Annotated in this window: 11 protein-coding genes and 2 pseudogenes; 5 read left to right on the plus strand and 8 right to left on the minus strand. The window is 73.1% G+C overall.

Features of this window, described 5'->3' with window-relative positions:
• The first annotated feature begins 181 nt into the window (after nt 1-181).
• Complete coding sequence (gene ccrA / locus QA634_RS00185; RefSeq protein WP_012330043.1) at nt 182-1,477, plus strand: crotonyl-CoA carboxylase/reductase; 1,296 nt, start codon at nt 182-184, stop codon at nt 1,475-1,477.
• Between the two features lie 118 nt (nt 1,478-1,595).
• Nucleotides 1,596-1,991, plus strand: coding sequence for a DoxX family protein (locus QA634_RS00190; protein ID WP_012330044.1), 396 nt, complete (start codon nt 1,596-1,598; stop codon nt 1,989-1,991).
• Nucleotides 1,992-2,204: 213 nt separating this feature from the next.
• Here the strand turns inward: QA634_RS00190 and QA634_RS00195 are convergent, their stop codons facing one another.
• A complete protein-coding gene (locus QA634_RS00195) occupies nt 2,205-3,314 on the minus strand; it encodes a helix-turn-helix transcriptional regulator (RefSeq protein ID WP_012330045.1) in 1,110 nt (369 codons plus the stop codon).
• Between the two features lie 280 nt (nt 3,315-3,594).
• On the opposite strand from QA634_RS00195, the gene leuD reads away from it, so the two are divergent.
• Both leuD and QA634_RS00205 read left to right on the plus strand, forming a co-directional pair.
• A complete protein-coding gene (gene leuD, locus QA634_RS00200) occupies nt 3,595-4,197 on the plus strand; it encodes a 3-isopropylmalate dehydratase small subunit (RefSeq protein WP_012330046.1) in 603 nt (200 codons plus the stop codon).
• A 97-nt stretch (nt 4,198-4,294) separates the two neighbouring features.
• Entirely contained in the window at nt 4,295-5,491 is a 1,197-nt protein-coding gene (locus QA634_RS00205) for a lytic murein transglycosylase (protein ID WP_012330047.1), read from the plus strand.
• 18 nt (nt 5,492-5,509) lie between these two features.
• Here QA634_RS00205 and QA634_RS00210 read toward each other — a convergent pair whose 3' ends face one another.
• The 7 genes and pseudogenes from QA634_RS00210 to QA634_RS00245 form a co-directional block, all read right to left on the minus strand.
• Nucleotides 5,510-7,513: a putative bifunctional diguanylate cyclase/phosphodiesterase gene (locus QA634_RS00210; RefSeq protein WP_236728822.1), complete on the minus strand. Its 2,004-nt coding sequence runs from the start codon at nt 7,511-7,513 to the stop codon at nt 5,510-5,512.
• A 444-nt stretch (nt 7,514-7,957) separates the two neighbouring features.
• A pseudogene (locus QA634_RS35505) lies at nt 7,958-9,438 on the minus strand (CynX/NimT family MFS transporter).
• A 27-nt stretch (nt 9,439-9,465) separates the two neighbouring features.
• Nucleotides 9,466-11,300: pseudogene (htpG, locus tag QA634_RS00225) on the minus strand (molecular chaperone HtpG).
• Nucleotides 11,301-11,419: 119 nt separating this feature from the next.
• Complete coding sequence (locus QA634_RS00230; protein ID WP_012330051.1) at nt 11,420-12,091, minus strand: 3'-5' exonuclease; 672 nt, start codon at nt 12,089-12,091, stop codon at nt 11,420-11,422.
• A 1-nt stretch (nt 12,092) separates the two neighbouring features.
• The gene (locus tag QA634_RS00235; protein WP_012330052.1) at nt 12,093-13,910 is read right to left on the minus strand and encodes a DUF294 nucleotidyltransferase-like domain-containing protein; all 1,818 of its coding nucleotides are present in this window, start codon (nt 13,908-13,910) and stop codon (nt 12,093-12,095) included.
• Between the two features lie 306 nt (nt 13,911-14,216).
• Nucleotides 14,217-14,690 carry a MaoC family dehydratase gene (locus tag QA634_RS00240; RefSeq protein ID WP_012330053.1) on the minus strand — a complete coding sequence of 158 codons (474 nt, stop codon included), beginning with the start codon at nt 14,688-14,690 and terminating at the stop codon, nt 14,217-14,219.
• A gap of 17 nt (nt 14,691-14,707) precedes the next feature.
• Nucleotides 14,708-16,090: an MATE family efflux transporter gene (locus QA634_RS00245; protein ID WP_012330054.1), complete on the minus strand. Its 1,383-nt coding sequence runs from the start codon at nt 16,088-16,090 to the stop codon at nt 14,708-14,710.
• Nucleotides 16,091-16,210: 120 nt separating this feature from the next.
• Between QA634_RS00245 and QA634_RS00250 the strand changes: the two genes are divergently transcribed.
• Nucleotides 16,211-16,726, plus strand: coding sequence for a MarR family winged helix-turn-helix transcriptional regulator (locus QA634_RS00250; protein ID WP_012330055.1), 516 nt, complete (start codon nt 16,211-16,213; stop codon nt 16,724-16,726).
• Nucleotides 16,727-17,044: the final 318 nt, after the last annotated feature.

A 17,044-nucleotide genomic window follows, 5' to 3' on the forward strand; every position in this document is an offset into this window, starting at 1 on the left:
CGCACGGGCCCGACCGCGCGTCAGCGCAAGCAAGCGGTGCGCCGACCGCCCGCGCGGCGCCGGCGCGGGAAGCGGATTGCCTGCGTTTTCGGCGTCCGTCTGCCCTGCTTTTGGTCTATTTGACCCCGTCCTGATCGTCGCTAGGATCGGTGCAGTGCAATATCTGAAGGGAGGGTCCGCAATGGGTGCGGGCGCTGCGGTGCGGCCGATCCCCGGGGGATCGGGGCAGCTGAAGGACCTCTACGAGATCGGCGAGATCCCGCCGCTCGGCCATGTGCCGTCCAGGATGTACGCCTGGGCGATCCGCCGGGAGCGGCACGGCCCGCCCGAGGATTCCATGCAGGTCGAGGTCGTCCCGACCTGGACCATCGGCGACGACGAGGTGCTGGTCCTCGTGATGGCCGCGGGCGTCAACTACAACGGCGTCTGGGCGGGCCTCGGCGAGCCGATCTCGCCCTTCGACGTCCACAAGGCCCCCTTCCACGTGGCCGGCTCGGACGCGTCCGGCATCGTCTGGGCGGTCGGCGCCAAGGTGAAGCGCTGGAAGGTCGGCGACGAGGTCATCGTCCACTGCAACCAGGACGACGGGGACGACGAGGAGTGCAATGGCGGCGACCCGATGTTCTCGCCGTCGCAGCGGATCTGGGGCTACGAGACCCCGGACGGCTCCTTCGGGCAGTTCTGCCGGGTGCAGTCGCGCCAGCTGATGCGGCGGCCCCAGCACCTGACCTGGGAGGAGAGCGCCTGCTACACGCTCACCCTCGCGACCGCCTACCGGATGCTGTTCGGCCACGCGCCGCACACGGTGAGGCCCGGCCAGAACGTGCTGATCTGGGGCGCCTCGGGCGGGCTCGGCGTGTTCGGGGTGCAGCTCTGCGCGGCCTCGGGGGCCAACGCGATCGCGGTGATCTCGGACGAGTCGAAGCGCGACTACGTCATGAGCCTCGGCGCGAAGGGGGTGATCAACCGCAAGGACTTTAAGTGCTGGGGTCAGCTCCCGAAGGTCAACTCTGCCGAGTACACGGAGTGGCTGAAGGAGGCGCGCAAGTTCGGCAAGGCGATCTGGGACATCACCGGCAAGGGCAACGACGTCGACATCGTGTTCGAGCATCCGGGCGAGGCGACGTTCCCGGTGTCGTCGCTGGTGGTGAAGCGCGGCGGCATGGTGGTGTTCTGCGCCGGGACGACCGGCTTCAACATCACCTTCGACGCGCGCTACGTCTGGATGCGCCAGAAGCGGATCCAGGGCTCGCACTTCGCGCACCTCAAGCAGGCGGCGGCCGCGAACCAGTTCGTGATCGACCGGCGGGTGGATCCGTGCATGAGCGAGCTGTTCCCGTGGGACAAGATCCCGCACGCCCATACCAAGATGTGGCGCAACCAGCACGCGCCCGGCAACATGGCGGTGCTGGTGAACGCCCAGAAGGCGGGCCTGCGCACCTTCGACGACGTGCTGGAACTCTCCGGCTCGCGCTGAGGCGCGAACCCGGCCCGGGCGCGCCCGGGCCGGGGCGTCGGGCTTGAGCGTCTCGTCGCCGCCGGGCTAAGGGCGTCGTTGCCCCCGGCCTCCTCCGGAGGGCCCGCCGGAGTTCGCGATGCGCGCCACCCTCGACCGCTACGCCCCCGTCATGCTCAGCGTCCTGCGCATCATGGCGGCGCTGATCTTCATGGCCCACGGCACCCAGAAGGTGCTGGGCTTCCCGCCCCACCCGAACCCGCCCGGCCTGACCACCCTTCCCGGGATCGCCGGCATCCTCGAACTCGTGGGCGGCGCGCACCTCGCCCTCGGCCTCCTCACCCGGCCGGTCGCCTTCATCCTGTCGGGCGAGATGGCCTTCGCCTACTTCATCGGGCACGCGCCGCGCAGCTTCTTCCCGACCCTCAACGGCGGCGACGCGGCCATCCTCTACTGCTTCGTCTTCCTCTACCTCGTCTTCGCCGGGCCGGGGCCGCTCAGCCTGGACGCGGCCCGCCATCGCGCGGGCGCCTGACGCGCGGTCGAGGGGCTGCCATCGGTCCCGCGCTCCGCGGCGCGTCGCCCGCGCGGCGCGTGAGCGACGCCGGCATCCGCATGGCGACGCAATCCGTCGGATGTCGGATCATACCCGATCCGCTTGATCCCTTCGGGACGGCGGATGTCGTCTGCGCTCAGACGCCGCGCAGGCGCGTGATCCGGGATCCGCTTCGATCAAGTGGATCCCGGATCACAGCCGCATCCGCCCCAGCAGCGCGACGAGTTCCGGCTGGCGGTGGGTGCGTGTCTTGGCGAAGACGGCCTTGAGCTGCGAGCGCGCGGTGGCGATCGTGATGCCGTGCGCCGCCGCGACCGCCGCGAGTTCGCCCCCCTCGGCGAGGTCGCGGGCGAGGCGCGCCTCCGCGGCCGTGAGCCCGAAGGCCTGCCGCAGCAGGGCCTCGCCCGGGCGCCCGCCCGCCGCGGAATCGACCACCAGGATCACCGCGCGGGCGCGCTGGAACAGGTCCTGCGCCGCCCCGGCGAGCGGGGCCGCGTGCAGGATCAGGGGCGGGCCCTCGGGCCGCGGCACCGCCACCGGCCCCTCGGCCGCCCCCTCGTGCGGCCGGCCGGCGCGGATCGCGCTCGCGATCAGGCGGCCGAGGGCGGCGTTCGCCGCCCGATCCTGGGCGAGCAGCGCCCCCTTCACGACGGCGATGCCGCGGCCGAGCTGCCGCTCGGCGTGGGCGTTCATCCGCAGCACCGTGCCGCTCGCGTCGAGCAGCAGGCCGCCGCAGCGGAGGGTCTCGAAGGCGTCGAGCGCGGCGCCGGCCCGCGCCTCGGCGATCCGCAGGGCGATCTGCCCGGCCCGCTGCAGGTGCGGCACCGCCCGCCGGATCTGCGCGATCTCCCGGTGCGAGAACATCTCGCGCTCGCGGCGGCGCTCCGCCGACAGGATGACGCTGCGCTCCCCCTCCGCCACCATGTAGAGGCCCGCGAACCAGCGGTAGCCGTGGCGTCCCACGTAATCCGCGTTGAACGGGATGTGGTCGAGTTCCCGCGGCGTGAAGATCTGGGACTCGGTGATCACGCCGCGCGGATCCTTCAGGGCCTGGATGCCGCGCGCGATCCGCGGGTTCTCGGCGAGCCAGCCGTCCCGGACCCCCGCCTCCACTACCTCGGCCATGTCCTCCGACACCGAGGCCGCGAGCGGCGCCGCCGGCCCGGGCAGCATCACGGCGCCGTCCGCGCCGACGGCGCGCCCGTAGGCCTCCAGCACCGCCGGCCAGCGCTCCGGGTTCAGCGCCGCCTCGTAGAACAGATCGATCGCGTCAGCCAGACGATCGTCGCGAACATCTGTCATCACGATCCGGTTCCGCGCCTGCTCTGCTCAGCTTGAGCATATATTCCTATGATGACAAGCCGCAACGGGGGATCACGCCCCGGCGAGGCACGGCCGTCGGTGCCGCGCCGGGGACCGGGCCGCGCCCTCGCCCCGGTTTGGCCGAAGCGCGGCCGCGCGGCATCCGCCATTCGCGGGACGCCGGTGCCCGCAGCCGCGCGGGCGCGGCCTTTGCGGCGCCCCGCCGGCTTGCTACAAGCGCCCGATGGGCCGCCCCCGGGGCCGCCGGAAAGCTCGCATCATGGAAAAGTTCACCGTTCTCGAAGGCGTCGCGGCGCCGCTGCGGATCGTCAACGTCGACACCGACCGCATCATCCCCAAGCAGTATCTCAAGACCATCAAGCGCACCGGCCTCGGCAAGGGCCTGTTCTCGGAGATGCGCTACCGGGACGACGGCTCGGAGAACCCGGACTTCGTTCTCAACCAGCCCGCCTATCGCAACGCCAAGATCCTGGTGGTGGGCGATAATTTCGGCTGCGGCTCCTCGCGCGAGCACGCCCCGTGGGCGCTCGCGGATTTCGGCATACGCTGCATCGTCTCGACCAGCTTCGCCGACATCTTCTTCAACAACAGCGCCAAGAACGGCATCCTGCTGATCACCGTGGCGCCCGAGGACCTGGAGAAGCTGTTCGACGACGCGGAGCGCGGCGCCAACGCGACCCTGACCGTGGACCTGGAGCGGCAGGAGATCCGCGGGCCGGACGGCGGGGTGCTCCACTTCGACATCGATCCCGCCCGCAAGCACACGCTGCTGAACGGGCTCGACGAGATCGGCCTCACCCTCGAGAAGGCGCCCGCGATCGAGGCCTACGAGCGGGCGCTGGCGGACCGCCCCTGGGCCTGAGGCGCGCCACGGGGCCGCGCGCGGCCGGCAGGACTTCGTTAACCCTCATCCTGCCCTATTCGGGTGCTTGGATCCCGGTCCACGGAGTTCTTTCCCGATGACGCTTCGCCTGCGCCTGACGGCCGCGACCCTGCTGTGCCTGGGCGGCTTCGCGCTGCCCGGCGCGGCGCGGGCCGATTTCCGCTCCTGCCTCGCCGGCCTCGGCCAGGAGGCGGGGGGCAGGGGCATCTCGCCGGCCGCCTTCCAGGCCGCCACCGCCGGCATCGTCTACGACGACAAGGTCATCGAACTCTCCCAGGCCCAGCCAGAGTTCAAGACGCCGATCTGGGACTACATGGCGGCCCTCGTGGACGACGAGCGCGTCGAGGACGGCCGCGCCGCCATGCGCCAGCACGCCGCCGCCCTGGCCGAGGCCGAGGCGCGCTTCCACGTGGACCGCTACACGATCGCGGCGGTCTGGGGCGTCGAGTCCAATTTCGGCAAGAACCTCGGCAAGATGCCGCTGATCCAGTCGCTCGCGACCCTGGCCTGCAGCCCGAACCGGCGCGCCGGCTACTTCCGCGGCGAGCTGATGGCGACCCTGAAGATCATCGACCGCGGCGACATCGCGCCGGACCGGCTGACCGGCTCCTGGGCCGGGGCTTTCGGGCAGACGCAGTTCATGCCCTCGACCTACCAGCGCCTCGCCGTCGACCTCGACGGGGACGGGCGGCGCGACGTGGTCGATTCGGTGGCGGACGCGGTCGGCTCGACGGCCAATTTCCTGCGCGCCGCCAAGTGGCAGAACGGCCTGCCCTGGGGCTACGAGGTGCGGCTGCCGCGGGGCTTCAGCGTCGCCGCCGCCGGGCGCAAGAACAAGCGGCCGATCGCGCACTGGGCGAGCCTCGGGGTCGCCCGGGTCGACGGGCGCCCGCTCTCCGGCGAGGGTCCGGCCGGCATCATCGCCCCGGCCGGGGTCGACGGCCCGGCCTTCCTGGTGACCCGGAACTTCGACGCGATCTACTCCTACAACGCGGCCGAATCCTACGGTCTCGCCATCGCGGTGCTGTCCGACCGGCTGCGCGGCCGGGCCGGCATCCAGACCGCGTGGCCGACCGACGACCCGCCCCTGTCGCGGGCGGAGCGCCGGACCCTGCAGAGCGCCCTCGCCTCGCGCGGCTACGACGTCGGCGAGCCGGACGGCCGGGTCGGCGCCAAGACCCGCGACGCGATCAAGGACATCGAGCGTCAGCTCGGCTGGCCGCAGACCGGCCGTCCCGGCGCGAAGGTGCTGGAGGCGCTCCGCCGCGGCTGAGCGGGCGGCCGGGCGGCGTCACGCCGCCGACGGGGCTGCCCGCTGCGCGATGAAGCCGGGAACCTCCGCGGCGGGCATCGGGCGGCCCAGCAGGAAGCCCTGCACCTCGGTGCAGCGCTCGCGGCGCAGATGGGCGAGCTGGTCGGGGCTCTCGACACCCTCGACCGTCACGGTCTTGCCGAGGACGCGGCCGAGGCGGATGATCGCGTGGAGGATCACGCCGGCGGCGGCGTCCGGCCGCTGCGCGTCGAACCCGGCCAGGAAGGCGCGGTCGATCTTGATCTTGTCGATCGGGAAGGCGGTCAGGTAGCCGAGCCCGGAATAGCCGCGCCCGAAATCGTCCAGCGCGATGCGGGCGCCGAGCGCCTTCCAGCGCTCGAGCTCGGCCCGGCTTCGCGCCTCGTCGGCGAGCAGCACCGATTCGGTGATCTCCAGTTCGAGCCGATGCGGCGGCAGGCCGCTGCGCAGAAGCGCCTCGGCGAGCGTGAGGGAGAAGCGCCCGCTGCGCACCTGCAGGGGCGAGACGTTGACGGCGAGCCGCAGGTCCGTCGGCCAAGTCCGCGCCTCGGCGCAGGCGGTATCCAGAATCCAGGTGCCCAGGGCCTCGATGAGCCCGTTCTCCTCCATGATCGGGATGAAGGTCGAGGGCGGGATCGGCCCGTGTCGCGGATGGGTCCAGCGCGCCAGGGCCTCGAAGCCCGCGAGGCCGCCATCCTGCGTCCTGAATTGCGGCTGGTAGTGCAGCGCGAACTCGCCGCGGCGCAGGGCCCCGCGCACGTCCTCGATCAGGGCCAGCTGCGCCAGCCGCTGCTCGCGCAGGCCGGAATGGAAGAAGCGGTAGCCGCTGCAGCGCAGCGACTTGGCCTCGTACATCGCGAGGTCGGCCCGGCCGATGATCGCGTCGATCTCGGTCTGCGGGCCGCGCACCGCGGCGATGCCGATGCTCGCCCCCACGCTCAGCGCGAGGTCGCCGTCACGGATCGGCTCGGTCACGGCGGCGATGATCGCCTCGGCCATCGCCGCCAGTTCGGGTTCCTCGGCGGCCTGCTCCAGCAGGACGAGAAATTCGTCGCCGCCCAGCCGCATGAGCACGGCCTCGGGCGGCAGGATGCCCGACAGGCGCGCGCCGACGATCCTGAGCACCCTGTCGCCGCAATCGTGGCCGTAGGTGTCGTTCACCGCCTTGAAGCCGTTCAGGTCGATCATGAGGACGCAGAGGCCTGCGACGCGCCCCTCGGCCAGCGCCCGTTCCAGCTGCTCGACCTTCTCGCGCAGGTAGGCGCGATTGAACAGGCCGGTGAGGGAATCCTGGAAGGCGAGGGTGCGCAACTCGGCTTCGCGCTCGCGCAGGCGCGCCTCGGTCAGGGCCTGCTCGGTGATGTCGGTGCGCCGCGACAGGGTCGCGCCCGTCCTGGAACGCGTGCGCGTGTAGATGTAGGTCCGGCCGCCGACGCGCTGGATCTCCCGCTGCCGATCGGTCAGCAGGCGCGATTTCCGCGCCCGCTCAGCGAGGTAGGTCTCGGGATCCGCCCGCGCCAGGGGATCGTCGATGATGCCGGCGTCGAGGTCGAGCCGGTAGAGGTCGAGATGGTGCGCGCCGCGCAGGGCCCGGCGGTCCGGATAATGCGGGAAGATGCGGTGATACGCATCGTTGGTGAAGACGATGCCCTCCTCCTCGTCGTAGAAGGAGACCGCCTCCTCGCTCTGCTCCAGGGACTCCAGCACGAGCTGCGAGAGGCGCCGCTGGTGCAGCCCGGACAGGGCGTCGGCCGTCAGCCGGGCGAGGACGGCGCAGCGGCGCTCGTCGGCGGGGCCGAGGTCGGGGCCGGCCAGGACCAGCCCGCCGAGCAGGAGGGAGTCGGAGACGAGGCGCTGCCGCAGGATCGTGCCGCCCTCCTCCGCCCGCTGCCGGACCGGACCGGTCTCGCCCCCCGCCACGAGCCAAGGACCGGCTTCGGCGAGGCCGCCCCGCCGCGAGGCCGCCCCGCTCCCGAAGACCCGGCGCGCGCAGCGGCCGCTCATCGACATCATGTATCCGTCGAGATCAATCGCTGTCGTCTGCTGATGAATCACCTCGGCCGCAACGGAGAAGACGTCTTCGCCATTGACCGCGCGATGCATTCTGGCGGCAATGATAGCCGCGAATTCGGATTCGGACGATCCCAGATTGTCCCACATGGTACCGGCTCCGGGATGAACTCTTCAGTCGCGAACCCAGCGTAGGGTGTGGCGGTAAATGAACAACCATCGTTTTCATGACTTTACGTCATGAAATGGCCGGAGTGGCACGGTCGTGGCGCGGCGCCGCACCTGGGTTGAGCAGGTGGTGACTGGTTCTCCGGCAAAGCACCGCGAGGGAGCGCCCTTCCCGGCGGATCCGCGCGGCGCGGTTCCGCCCGAGGCCCGGATGGCGCGCGGCGGCGGCGCACGCCCCGCGGCGCACGCGATCCGGGCGCCGCGGGGCCCTCATCCGGCCGGCGCGCGCCGCTCGTGCGCGCGGACGAGCCGGTCCCGGGCCGCCTGCCGGCCGAGCACGATCCCGCCCAGGCCGATGCCCAGGTACAGCAGGGCGGGCAGGCCCCAGCCGCCGCTGGCCTCGTGGGCGAGGCCGATCAGGAACGGCCCGAGCGCCGCGAGGCTGTAGCCCACGCCCTGCGCCATGGCGGAGAGGTCGGCGGCGGTCTGCGGGTCGGGGGAGCGCAGGACGATCAGCGTGAGGGCGAGGCCGAAGCATCCGCCGAGGCCGAGGCCGAGCAGCAGGGCGGAGAGCCAGACGAGCGCGGCCGGACCGACCAGCAGGAGGACGAAGCCCGCCACCGCGAGCCCGATCACCAGCAGCACCCAGGGCCGCTGGTCGCGGCGTCGGGCGGCGAGCGGCGGCACCGCCAGGGCGAGCAGGCACTGCGCCATGGCGGAGACCGAGGCGACGAGCCCCGCCGCCACCGGGTCGAGGCCGCGGTCCATGAGGGCGGCCGGCAGCCAGCCGAACACGATGTAGGCGAGGGAGGATTGCAGCCCCATGAAGCCGGTCACCTGCCAGGCCAGGGGATCGCGCCAGAGGCCGGAGATGCGCCGCGCCGCGCCGCCCCCGGGCGGCGGGGCGCCGCCCGGACCAGGGGCAGCCAGGCGAGGGCCGCGAGGAGGGCCGGCAGGGCCCAGATCATCATCGGCCCGCGCCAGCCGGAATCGAGCAGCCGGCCCGCCGGCACCGTGAGGCCGGCGCCCGCCGCGGCGCCGAGGCACAGAACGGCCGTGTAGAGGCCCATCATCAGGCCGGGCCGGTCGGGAAAGTCGCGCTTGACGATGGCGGGGAGGAGCACGTTGACGACGCCGATGCCGCAGGCGGCGACCACCGAGCCCGCGAACAGGGCCGGGATGCCGTCGAGCCCGCGCAGCACCAGCCCGGCCGCCATGACGATCAGGAAGGCGAGCACGCCCGCATCCGCCCCGAGGCGGCGCATCACCGGCGGCCCGAGCCGCCCGAACACGCCGAGGCAGAGCACCGGCAGCGTGATCAGCGCCCCGGCCAGGGCCCCGCCCATCCCGGTCTCCTCGCGGATGCGCCCGAGGAGCGGGCCGACGCTCGACAGGGCCGGGCGGAGGTTGAAGGCGATCAGCATCAGCCCGAAGGTGATGACGAGGGGCCGCCGCAGGAGCGCCCGCCGCGGCGTCCAGGCGCCCGTTCCGGGCGCGAAACCCGTTCCGGGCCGGGCGCCCGTTCCGGGCGCGAAACCCGTTCCGGGCCGGGCGCCCGTTCCGGGCGCGGTGCCCGTTCCGGGCACGGCGCCCGTCTCAGGGGCGGCGCCCAGCTCGGTCGCCGCCCGGCTCTCCCCGATCGTCCGCACCCCTGCCCTCCCGACCCGCGTGCTGCGCAATCGGGAGGCACTTAGCCGATTTCGGCGGCGGGACCAGCCGCGCCGGCGCGGGCCGCCGCCCGGCCGGAGCATGGCTCGCCGCGAGCAGGCGGGGCGCCCTCAGGCCTGCGCGGCGAGCGCCGCCGCGACCCGGCGGGCGAAGGCGACGGGGTCGCGGGGCGGGTCGCCGCCCTGGACATGCGCGAGGTCGAGGAGCGTCTGGGCCGCCTCCCCGACATCCTCGCCCGCCCGCGCCCGCTCGGCGATGCGCCGCACCAGCGCGTGGCGCGGGTTGAGTTCGAGCACCGGCAGCCCCGCCCCGAATCCGCGGCCCGCCCGCCGCAGCAGGCGCTGCATCTGCAGGTCCGGCCCGCCCGAGGAGGCCGAGAGCAGCACCGCGCTCTCGACGAGCCGCTGGCTCGCCCGCACCTCGGCGACGTCGTCCTTCAGGATCTCCTTGAGCTTGGGCAGCAACTCGGTCAGGTCCGCCGCCTCGCCCGCGGCCTCCCCTCGGGCGCGAAGGCCGAGAGGTCGTCCGCGCTCTGGGTGATGCTGCGGATCGGCTTGCCGTCGAACTTGTCGAGCCGCTCCGGCCAGAAGGCGTCGACGTGGTCGGAGAGCAGCAGCACCTCGATCCCGCGGGCCCGGAAGCCCTCGATCTGGGCGGAGCGCGCCAGCGCCGCCGCGTCGTCCCCGACCAGGATGTAGATCGCCTCCTGGTTCGGCTTCATGCGCGAGACGTAGTCCGCGAACGAGGTCCAGCCCTCCACGGCCGTGGAGCGGAAGCGCAGCAGGGCCGCGATGTCGTCGCGGTGCTCCGCATCCTCCCAGATGCCCTCCTTCAGCACCGGCCCGAAGGCCTGCCAGAAGGTGGCGTAGCTCTCCGCGTCCTTGGCCCGGGATTTCAGCTCCGCCATCACCTTGCCGGTGACCGCGCGGCGGATGCGGGCCAGGACCGGCGTCGCCTGCAGCATCTCGCGCGAGACGTTGAGCGGCAGGTCCTCGGTGTCGACCACGCCCTGCACGAAGCGCAGCCACGAGGGCAGCAGCCCGGCCTCGTCGGTGATGAACATGCGGCGCACGTGCAGCCGCACCCGGCTCTCCCGCTCCTCCTCGACCGCCAGGAAGGGCTTCATGCCCGGGATGAACAGCAGGGCCGTGAAGTCGAGGGCGCCCTCGGCCCGCCAGTGCAGCGTCGCCCAGGGCGCGTCGAAATTGTGGGTCACGTGCCGGTAGAAGGCCGTGTAGGCCTCCTCGGAGACCTCGGATTTCGGCTTGCGCCAGAGGGCCGTGCCCTCGTTGCCCGAGACCTCCTCGCCGTCGCGCAGGAGCGTGATCGGCACCGTGATGTGGTCGGCCCACTTGCGCACGATGGTCTCGAGGCGCAGCGGCTCCAGGTACTCGTCCGCGTCGGCCTTGATGTGGAGCACGACGTCGGTGCCCGGCTCCGCGCGGGTGGCCGGGCTCAGCGTGTACTCGCCCTGCCCCTCCGAGGCCCAGGTCCAGGCCTCGTCGCTGCCGGCCTTGCGGGAGGTCACCTCGACCCGGTCCGCCACCATGAAGGCCGAGTAGAAGCCGACGCCGAACTGGCCGATCAGGCTCGGGCGCTCGTCGGGCTTGGCGTCGGCGAGGGACTGGCTGAAGGCCCGGGTGCCGGAGCGCGCGATGGTGCCGAGGTTCTGCGCCAGATCCTCCTTGCTCATCCCGATCCCGGGATCCGAGATGGCGAGCGTGCGCGCCGCCTTGTCGGGGCGGATCCGCACCTTCGCGTCCGCCGGCAGGGACAGCGCCGGGTCGGTGAGCGCCCCGAAGCGGCGGCGGTCCACCGCGTCCGCCGCGTTGGCGACGAGTTCGCGCAGGAAGATCTCGCGCTCGGAGTAGAGCGCGTGCACGACGAGATCCAGGAGGCGCCCGACCTCGGCCCCGAAGGCATGCCGTTCCAGAGTCTCGCTCACGTGTGTCTGGCTCCCTCAATCCAGGTTGACGGCGGCGATATGCGAAGCCCGGCCGTTATTTTCAACACGCGCGCGGTCTCGACCCGGCGCGCGGACGCGGCGGGCCGGCCGCCGGCCCCTCAGGCCCCGAAGGCGACGGTCTCGACCGGGCCCGCGGCCTCGCGCCGGATCGCGACGCGGCGGGCGAGCAGGTCGCGCAGCTGCAGGTAGATCATCGCGGTCATCAGCGCGTCGTTGAACGCGTCGTGCTGCGGCAGCGCCGGCAGCCCGAGATCCTCCAGGATGCGCGCGAAGCTGAGGTCGATCTTCACGTAGTCGGGCGCGTCGCGGTACTTGGCGGCGTGGTAGAGGGAGGAGACGTCGATGCGCGGGTTCGGCAGGCGGATGCCGAACTGCCGGCGCACGCTCTTGTCGAGCATGCGCACGTCGAACTCGGTGTAGTAGCCGACGATCGGCCGGCCGCCGATGAAGCGCAGGAGCGCCGGCAGCACCGCGTCCAGGGGCTCTGCCTCGCGGATCTCGGCGTTGAGGAGCCGGTGCACCTTGATCGCCTCGGGCGAGGAGGGCCGGTCGCTGCGCACGGTGGCGCGCAGGCTCTCGCTGGTCAGGATCCGGTCGCCGCGGATGCGGATCGCCGCCACGGCGACGATCTCGTCCCGGCGCGGGTCGAGGCCGGTGGTCTCGCAGTCGAGGGCGACGGCCTCGTCGGGGGGCGGCGGCTCGAACAGGAAGGCGAAGGCGGGGTCGCGCAGCCGCGCCCGGTCGAGGCGGCGGCGCAGGGAGGTCCACATCTCAGAACTGCCCCAGGGAGTAGCGGACGTGGATCACCTCCCGGAACTGCCGCACGATGCGCAGCGCCTCGCGCAGGAGATCCCGCTCCAGGGTCGGCATCGCGTCGGTGGCGAGGGTCACGGGGTCGCCCACCTGCCCGCGATGGGCGGCGGCGAGCTGCCGCTCGAGCCGCAGGGCCATGAAGGCCCGCAGTGCGCTCGCGAGGTCGCGCCCGAACCCCTCCTCCAGCACGCCCCTCTCGACGAGCGCCCGGATCCGCTCGGCGGTGCCGGTCGGGGCGAGGCCCGCCTCGATGGCGAGCACCCGCACCCCGTGCACGAGCGGGAACAGGCCGGCCCGCTTGAGGTCGAGCTCGCCCCGGCGCAGCCCGATCCGCGCGAAGACCGCGTCGAACAGCCCGCCATGGCCGCCCTCGCCCACGATGTTGATGAGGTTGGCGATCTGCGCGAGCAGCCGCGTCTCCCCGCGCACCGCCTCGACGAGGTAGTTCTTCGCCCGCTGCAGCGGGGCGGGATCGCCCGCGACCGCGGCCGCGTCCGCGAAGATCGCGAGGTTCATGGCGGCGTCCGGGTCGCCCGCGAGGGTCCAGAGGCGCAGCTGGTTGACGAAGCCGTCGGCCTCCTGCGACCAGAGCGGGTTCCTCACCATGATCTCGCCCGGGCAGGGCGGGAAGCCGAGTTCGCCGAGCGCCTCCGAGAAGGCGGCGCGGAACGTCGCGAGGTCGTCCTCCGGCACCCGGCGGGCCAGGATGAGGCCGTTGTCCTGGTCGGTGCGGTAGGTCTGCTCGCCGCGCCCCTCCGAGCCCATCAGGAACAGGCAGCCGGCCTCGCGGATCGCCGGCGGCGCGAGCAGCGCGAACAGCTTGGCGTAGAGGCGGCGGTTGAGGTCCGAGATCACCTGCGCGATCGCGTCGACGCGCACGCCCTGGCGGTGCAGCTGCTCGGCCTGCACGGCGATGTCCTGGGCGGGCTCGCGCAGCTCCTCGGGGCGCTCGGCCCGGTCGATGCGGCTCGGCACGAGCTGGGCGTTGCCCGCGAAGGCCCCGAGCAGGTCGATGTCGCGCAGCCAGCCGGTGTAGCGGCCGTTCTCCCGGACCGCGATGCGGCGGTGGCCGTGGCGCGTCATCACCAGGAGGGCGTCGAGCAGCACCTGGTCGGCCTCGACGGCGGTGAGGTCGAACTTGGCGAGGTCGCGCACCGGCGTGTCGAAGGGGCGCTTCTCGATCACCGCCGCGCGGGTGACCTTGTGGCCGGTGAGGAGCCCGGTCCGCCCGCCCGCCTCGATGAAGACCGCGTCGACATCGGCCGCGAGCATCTGGCGGGCGGCCTCCTCCAGGGTGGCGTCGGCGGGCAGGAACACTGCGGGGCCGTGGCGCGCGTCGCGGATGCGGGTGCGCAGCACCGCGTCGACCCCCTCCCGCGGCTTCCAGGCGGTGAGTTCGTCGAGCTTGCGGGAGATCTCGGCGTAGAAGAAGGCCGCGAAGGCGCGGTTGGCGTGGACGAGCCGCACGATCACCTCGCGCGGGATCAGGAAGCAGAGCGTCTCCTCGGCGGCGACGAAATCCTCCCCCGCCTCCCCGTGCACCACCGCGCGGGCGTCGAAGGTGTCGCCCGCCCGCAGCACCGCCAGGGGCGCGTCGTCGATCCGGGTCTCGACCGCGCCCTTGATGACGACGTGGAGGAGCTCCGCCGGCTTGCCGCGGGCGACGATGACGGCGCCGGGCCGGTAATAGCCGATGTCGACGTGCCGCCGCAGCCCGTCCGCCTCCTCGGCCGTGAGGCGGTCGAAGGGCGGGTTGAGGACGTCGAATGTCTGCATGGCCCCTCCCCCTCGCCCGGAAGGTAGCCAGAACCGGGCGGTCGCGGGAGTGGGGCTCGGGCGCCCGTGCGGGCTAATACCACCGGTCATTTCTCATGACCGGTGGTGCGGCTCTCGAATTTTCGGCAAGCCTCTGGTTCGGCAAGCCTCTGGCTTGAAATCGAACATTCGAGATGGAGCAACGGCTCGATGCGTCAGCATCCTGAGCCGTTGGTACGAGCACCATGCGCCGAAGCGGTCGCCGGTGCGGCGGCGGACGTGACGTGCGAGCGGGATCCTCGGCAGGATCGCCCCCCGTCGGCGCGGTCAGGCCGGCCCGCCCGCCCGCCGCTGGACCACGAGGTTGGCGACCAGCACCTGGACCGGCGCGCCGTCCTGGTTGAGCGTGGTGGTGCGCACCTTGGCGAGGCCCTGGCGCGGGCGCGAGCGCGAGGCGCGCAATTCCAGCACCTCGCTCTCCAGGCGGATCGTCTCGCCGGGGCGCAGCGGCCGCGGCCAGCGCAGCTCGTCCATCCCGGCCCCGATGATGCCGCCCGCGAGCGGCAGGCCGCCCTCCACCAGGAGGCGCATGGTCAGCGCCGCCGTGTGCCACCCGCTCGCCGCGAGCCCCTGGAAGAAGGAGGCGGCGGCCGCCGCCTCGTCGAGGTGGAAGGGCTGGGGGTCGAACTCGGCCGCGAAGCGCGTGATCGCCTCCGCGGTGACGGTGAGTTCGGCCGAGCGGTGGATCTGGCCCGCGGCGAGATCCTCGAAATACAGGCCAACCGTGGGATCGGGAGTCATGGGCTGGGGCTCCGGTTTCAGGCGCCGGGACGGATCGCGAGCGGGCCCGCGACGGGGGGACGGGTGCGGAACCAGGCGCCGGCCGCGACGGCGCCCGCGTTGATGAGGCCGAGCGCCGCGAGCCCGAGGGCCTGCGCCAGGAAGATGCCGGCCAGCCCCGCCCCCGCCCGCGATCCGAGCCAGCCGCCGCCGACCGCGACGGTGACGCGGGTGAGCCCGGCGACGAGGGGCCAGGCGATCCGTCCCGCGCCCTGGGCGGCGAAGTAGAGCGCGAGGCCGAGCCCGGCGAAGCCGTAGAAGGGGCCGACGAGCCGAAGGTAGCGGGCCCCGACCTCCCGCATGACCGGATCGGTCGCGAAGAGGCCCAGGAAGGCGTCGGGCCGCAGGGAGGCCGCGAGGCCGATCGCCTCGGTGAGCCCGACCGCGATCGCCGCGCCCGTCCAGGCCACCCGCAGCGCCCGCACCCGGTCCCCGGCCCCGATCCCGGTCCCGACCATGGCGGAGATCGGCGCGCCGAGGCCGAAGACCAGCGGCACCAGCAGGTATTCGAGCCGCGCCCCGGTGCCGTAGCCGGCCACCGCCGAGGGGCCGAAGCGGGCGACGAAGCCGGTGGCGGCCGCGATGGTGAGGTTGGTGGTGAGGCTCACCAGGGCGGAGGCGGCGCCGACCCGCAGGATCTCCCGGGCGGGGCCGCGGGCGAGCGGAGGCGGGCGGCGCAGGCGCAGGACCAGCCGGCCCGAGCACAGGGCGGCGATGAGCACGGCGCTCCCCGCCGCGTAGTAGGCGAGGATCGCGACCGCGCCGCCGACGATGCCGAGGCCGGGCAGCGGCCCGAGGCCGAAGATCAGCGCGGGCGAGAGCGGCACCAGCACGACGGCGCCCGCGCAGGTGACGCCGGCCGGCAGCGCCATGTTGCCGGTGCCGCGGATGACGGCCGCGAGCGCGTTGAACAGCCAGACCAGGGCCGCCCCGGCGAAGACCACGCCGCCATAGGAAGCGGCGGCCGCCAGCGTCGCGCCCTCGGCCCCCATCGCCCGGTAGAGGGAGGGCCCGCCCAGCAGGGCCGCCGCGGTGGTGAGCAGGCCGAGCCCGAGCGCGATCGCGAGCGCGTGCCAGGCCACCGCCTCGGCCGCCTCGCGCCGCCCGGCCCCGAGGGTGCGGGCCACCGCCGACAGGATGCCGCCGCCGACAGCGCCGGCCGAGATCATCTGCACAGTCATCACCAGCGGGAAGACCAGGGCCATGCCGGCGAGCGCGTCGGTGCCGAGCCTGGCCACGAAGGCGGTCTCGAGCAGCCCGACGCCGGCCTGGACCAGCATGACGAGCACGTTGGGCACGGCGAGGCGCAGGAGCGTCGGGCCGATCGGTCCGCGCAGAAGGCGGCGCGTGCGGTCGTCCATGGGACCTCGCGATCGGGCCTCGACGGCGGCCGGTGGGATCCGGCATCCTGGCGCTTGGCCCCGCGGGAAGATTGGTGGCATATGCCAGTATTCGTCAAGGGCGGGGCGGACGGGGAAGCCATGCGGCCGGAGCGGGACGGATCCGAGGCGGCAGGGCCGGCGGCGGTCGCGTGCAGCAACGCGGGGCTGCGGCGGGCGACGCGGCGGCTCGGCCAGCTCTACGACGAGGCGCTGGCGCCGGCGGGGCTGAAGGCGACGCAGTTCGGGCTCCTGGCGCAGGTCCGCCAGCTCGGCAGGCCGACCATGAAGGATCTCGCCGCCGCGATGGTGATGGACCTCTCGGCGCTGGGCCACACGCTGAAGCCGCTGGCGCGGGACGGGCTGGTCGCGCTGGAGGTCGACCCCGCGGACCGCCGCGCCCGCCGGGTGGTGTTGACGGCGGCGGGCCGCGACCGGTTCCGGGCGGCGGCGCGGCTGTGGCGGGAGGCGCAGGCGCGCTTCGAGGCGACGCTCGGGCCCGACAAGGCCGCCCAGCTGCGGGTGCTGGTGGACGAGATCGCGTCGGCGGAGTTCGGCGCGTCGTTCGCGGGGCGGCCCGGCGGGACGGAAGCGGGCGAGGCGGTGCGCGAGGAGTGATACGGGAGCCGCTTGATCGAAGCGGATCCCGGATCACGAGCCCGCGCGGCGCCTGAGCGAAGCCGACATCCGCATTGCGAAGCAATTCGTCGGATGTCGTATGCCAAACCCGCGCGGCGCTTGAGCGAAGCCGACATCCGCATTGCGAAGCAATTCGTCGGATGTCGTATGCCAAGCCCGCGCGGCGCTTGAGCGAAGCCGACATCCGCATGGCCGAAATGGGAGATGGCGAAGCAATTCGTCGGATGTCGTCTGATGCGGGATCCGCTCGCCGGAGCCGTCACCGTGCCGGGCAGACGGGCGCCGCTCTGACGGCCG

The sequence above is a fragment of the Methylobacterium sp. CB376 genome, assembly GCF_029714205.1.
GTDB lineage: Bacteria > Pseudomonadota > Alphaproteobacteria > Rhizobiales > Beijerinckiaceae > Methylobacterium.

What these genes read in the sequence shown, in the direction of transcription:
- QA634_RS00235 (WP_012330052.1), bottom strand. Translation starts at nt 13,910, where the DNA reads ATGCAGACATTCGACGTCCTCAACCCGCCCTTCGACCGCCTCACGGCC.
- QA634_RS00205 (WP_012330047.1), top strand. Translation starts at nt 4,295, where the DNA reads ATGACGCTTCGCCTGCGCCTGACGGCCGCGACCCTGCTGTGCCTGGGC.
- QA634_RS00230 (WP_012330051.1), bottom strand. Translation starts at nt 12,091, where the DNA reads ATGTGGACCTCCCTGCGCCGCCGCCTCGACCGGGCGCGGCTGCGCGAC.
- QA634_RS00250 (WP_012330055.1), top strand. Translation starts at nt 16,211, where the DNA reads ATGCGGCCGGAGCGGGACGGATCCGAGGCGGCAGGGCCGGCGGCGGTC.
- QA634_RS00210 (WP_236728822.1), bottom strand. Translation starts at nt 7,513, where the DNA reads ATGAGCGGCCGCTGCGCGCGCCGGGTCTTCGGGAGCGGGGCGGCCTCG.
- QA634_RS00240 (WP_012330053.1), bottom strand. Translation starts at nt 14,690, where the DNA reads ATGACTCCCGATCCCACGGTTGGCCTGTATTTCGAGGATCTCGCCGCG.
- leuD (WP_012330046.1), top strand. Translation starts at nt 3,595, where the DNA reads ATGGAAAAGTTCACCGTTCTCGAAGGCGTCGCGGCGCCGCTGCGGATC.
- QA634_RS00245 (WP_012330054.1), bottom strand. Translation starts at nt 16,090, where the DNA reads ATGGACGACCGCACGCGCCGCCTTCTGCGCGGACCGATCGGCCCGACG.
- QA634_RS00190 (WP_012330044.1), top strand. Translation starts at nt 1,596, where the DNA reads ATGCGCGCCACCCTCGACCGCTACGCCCCCGTCATGCTCAGCGTCCTG.
- QA634_RS00195 (WP_012330045.1), bottom strand. Translation starts at nt 3,314, where the DNA reads ATGACAGATGTTCGCGACGATCGTCTGGCTGACGCGATCGATCTGTTC.
- ccrA (WP_012330043.1), top strand. Translation starts at nt 182, where the DNA reads ATGGGTGCGGGCGCTGCGGTGCGGCCGATCCCCGGGGGATCGGGGCAG.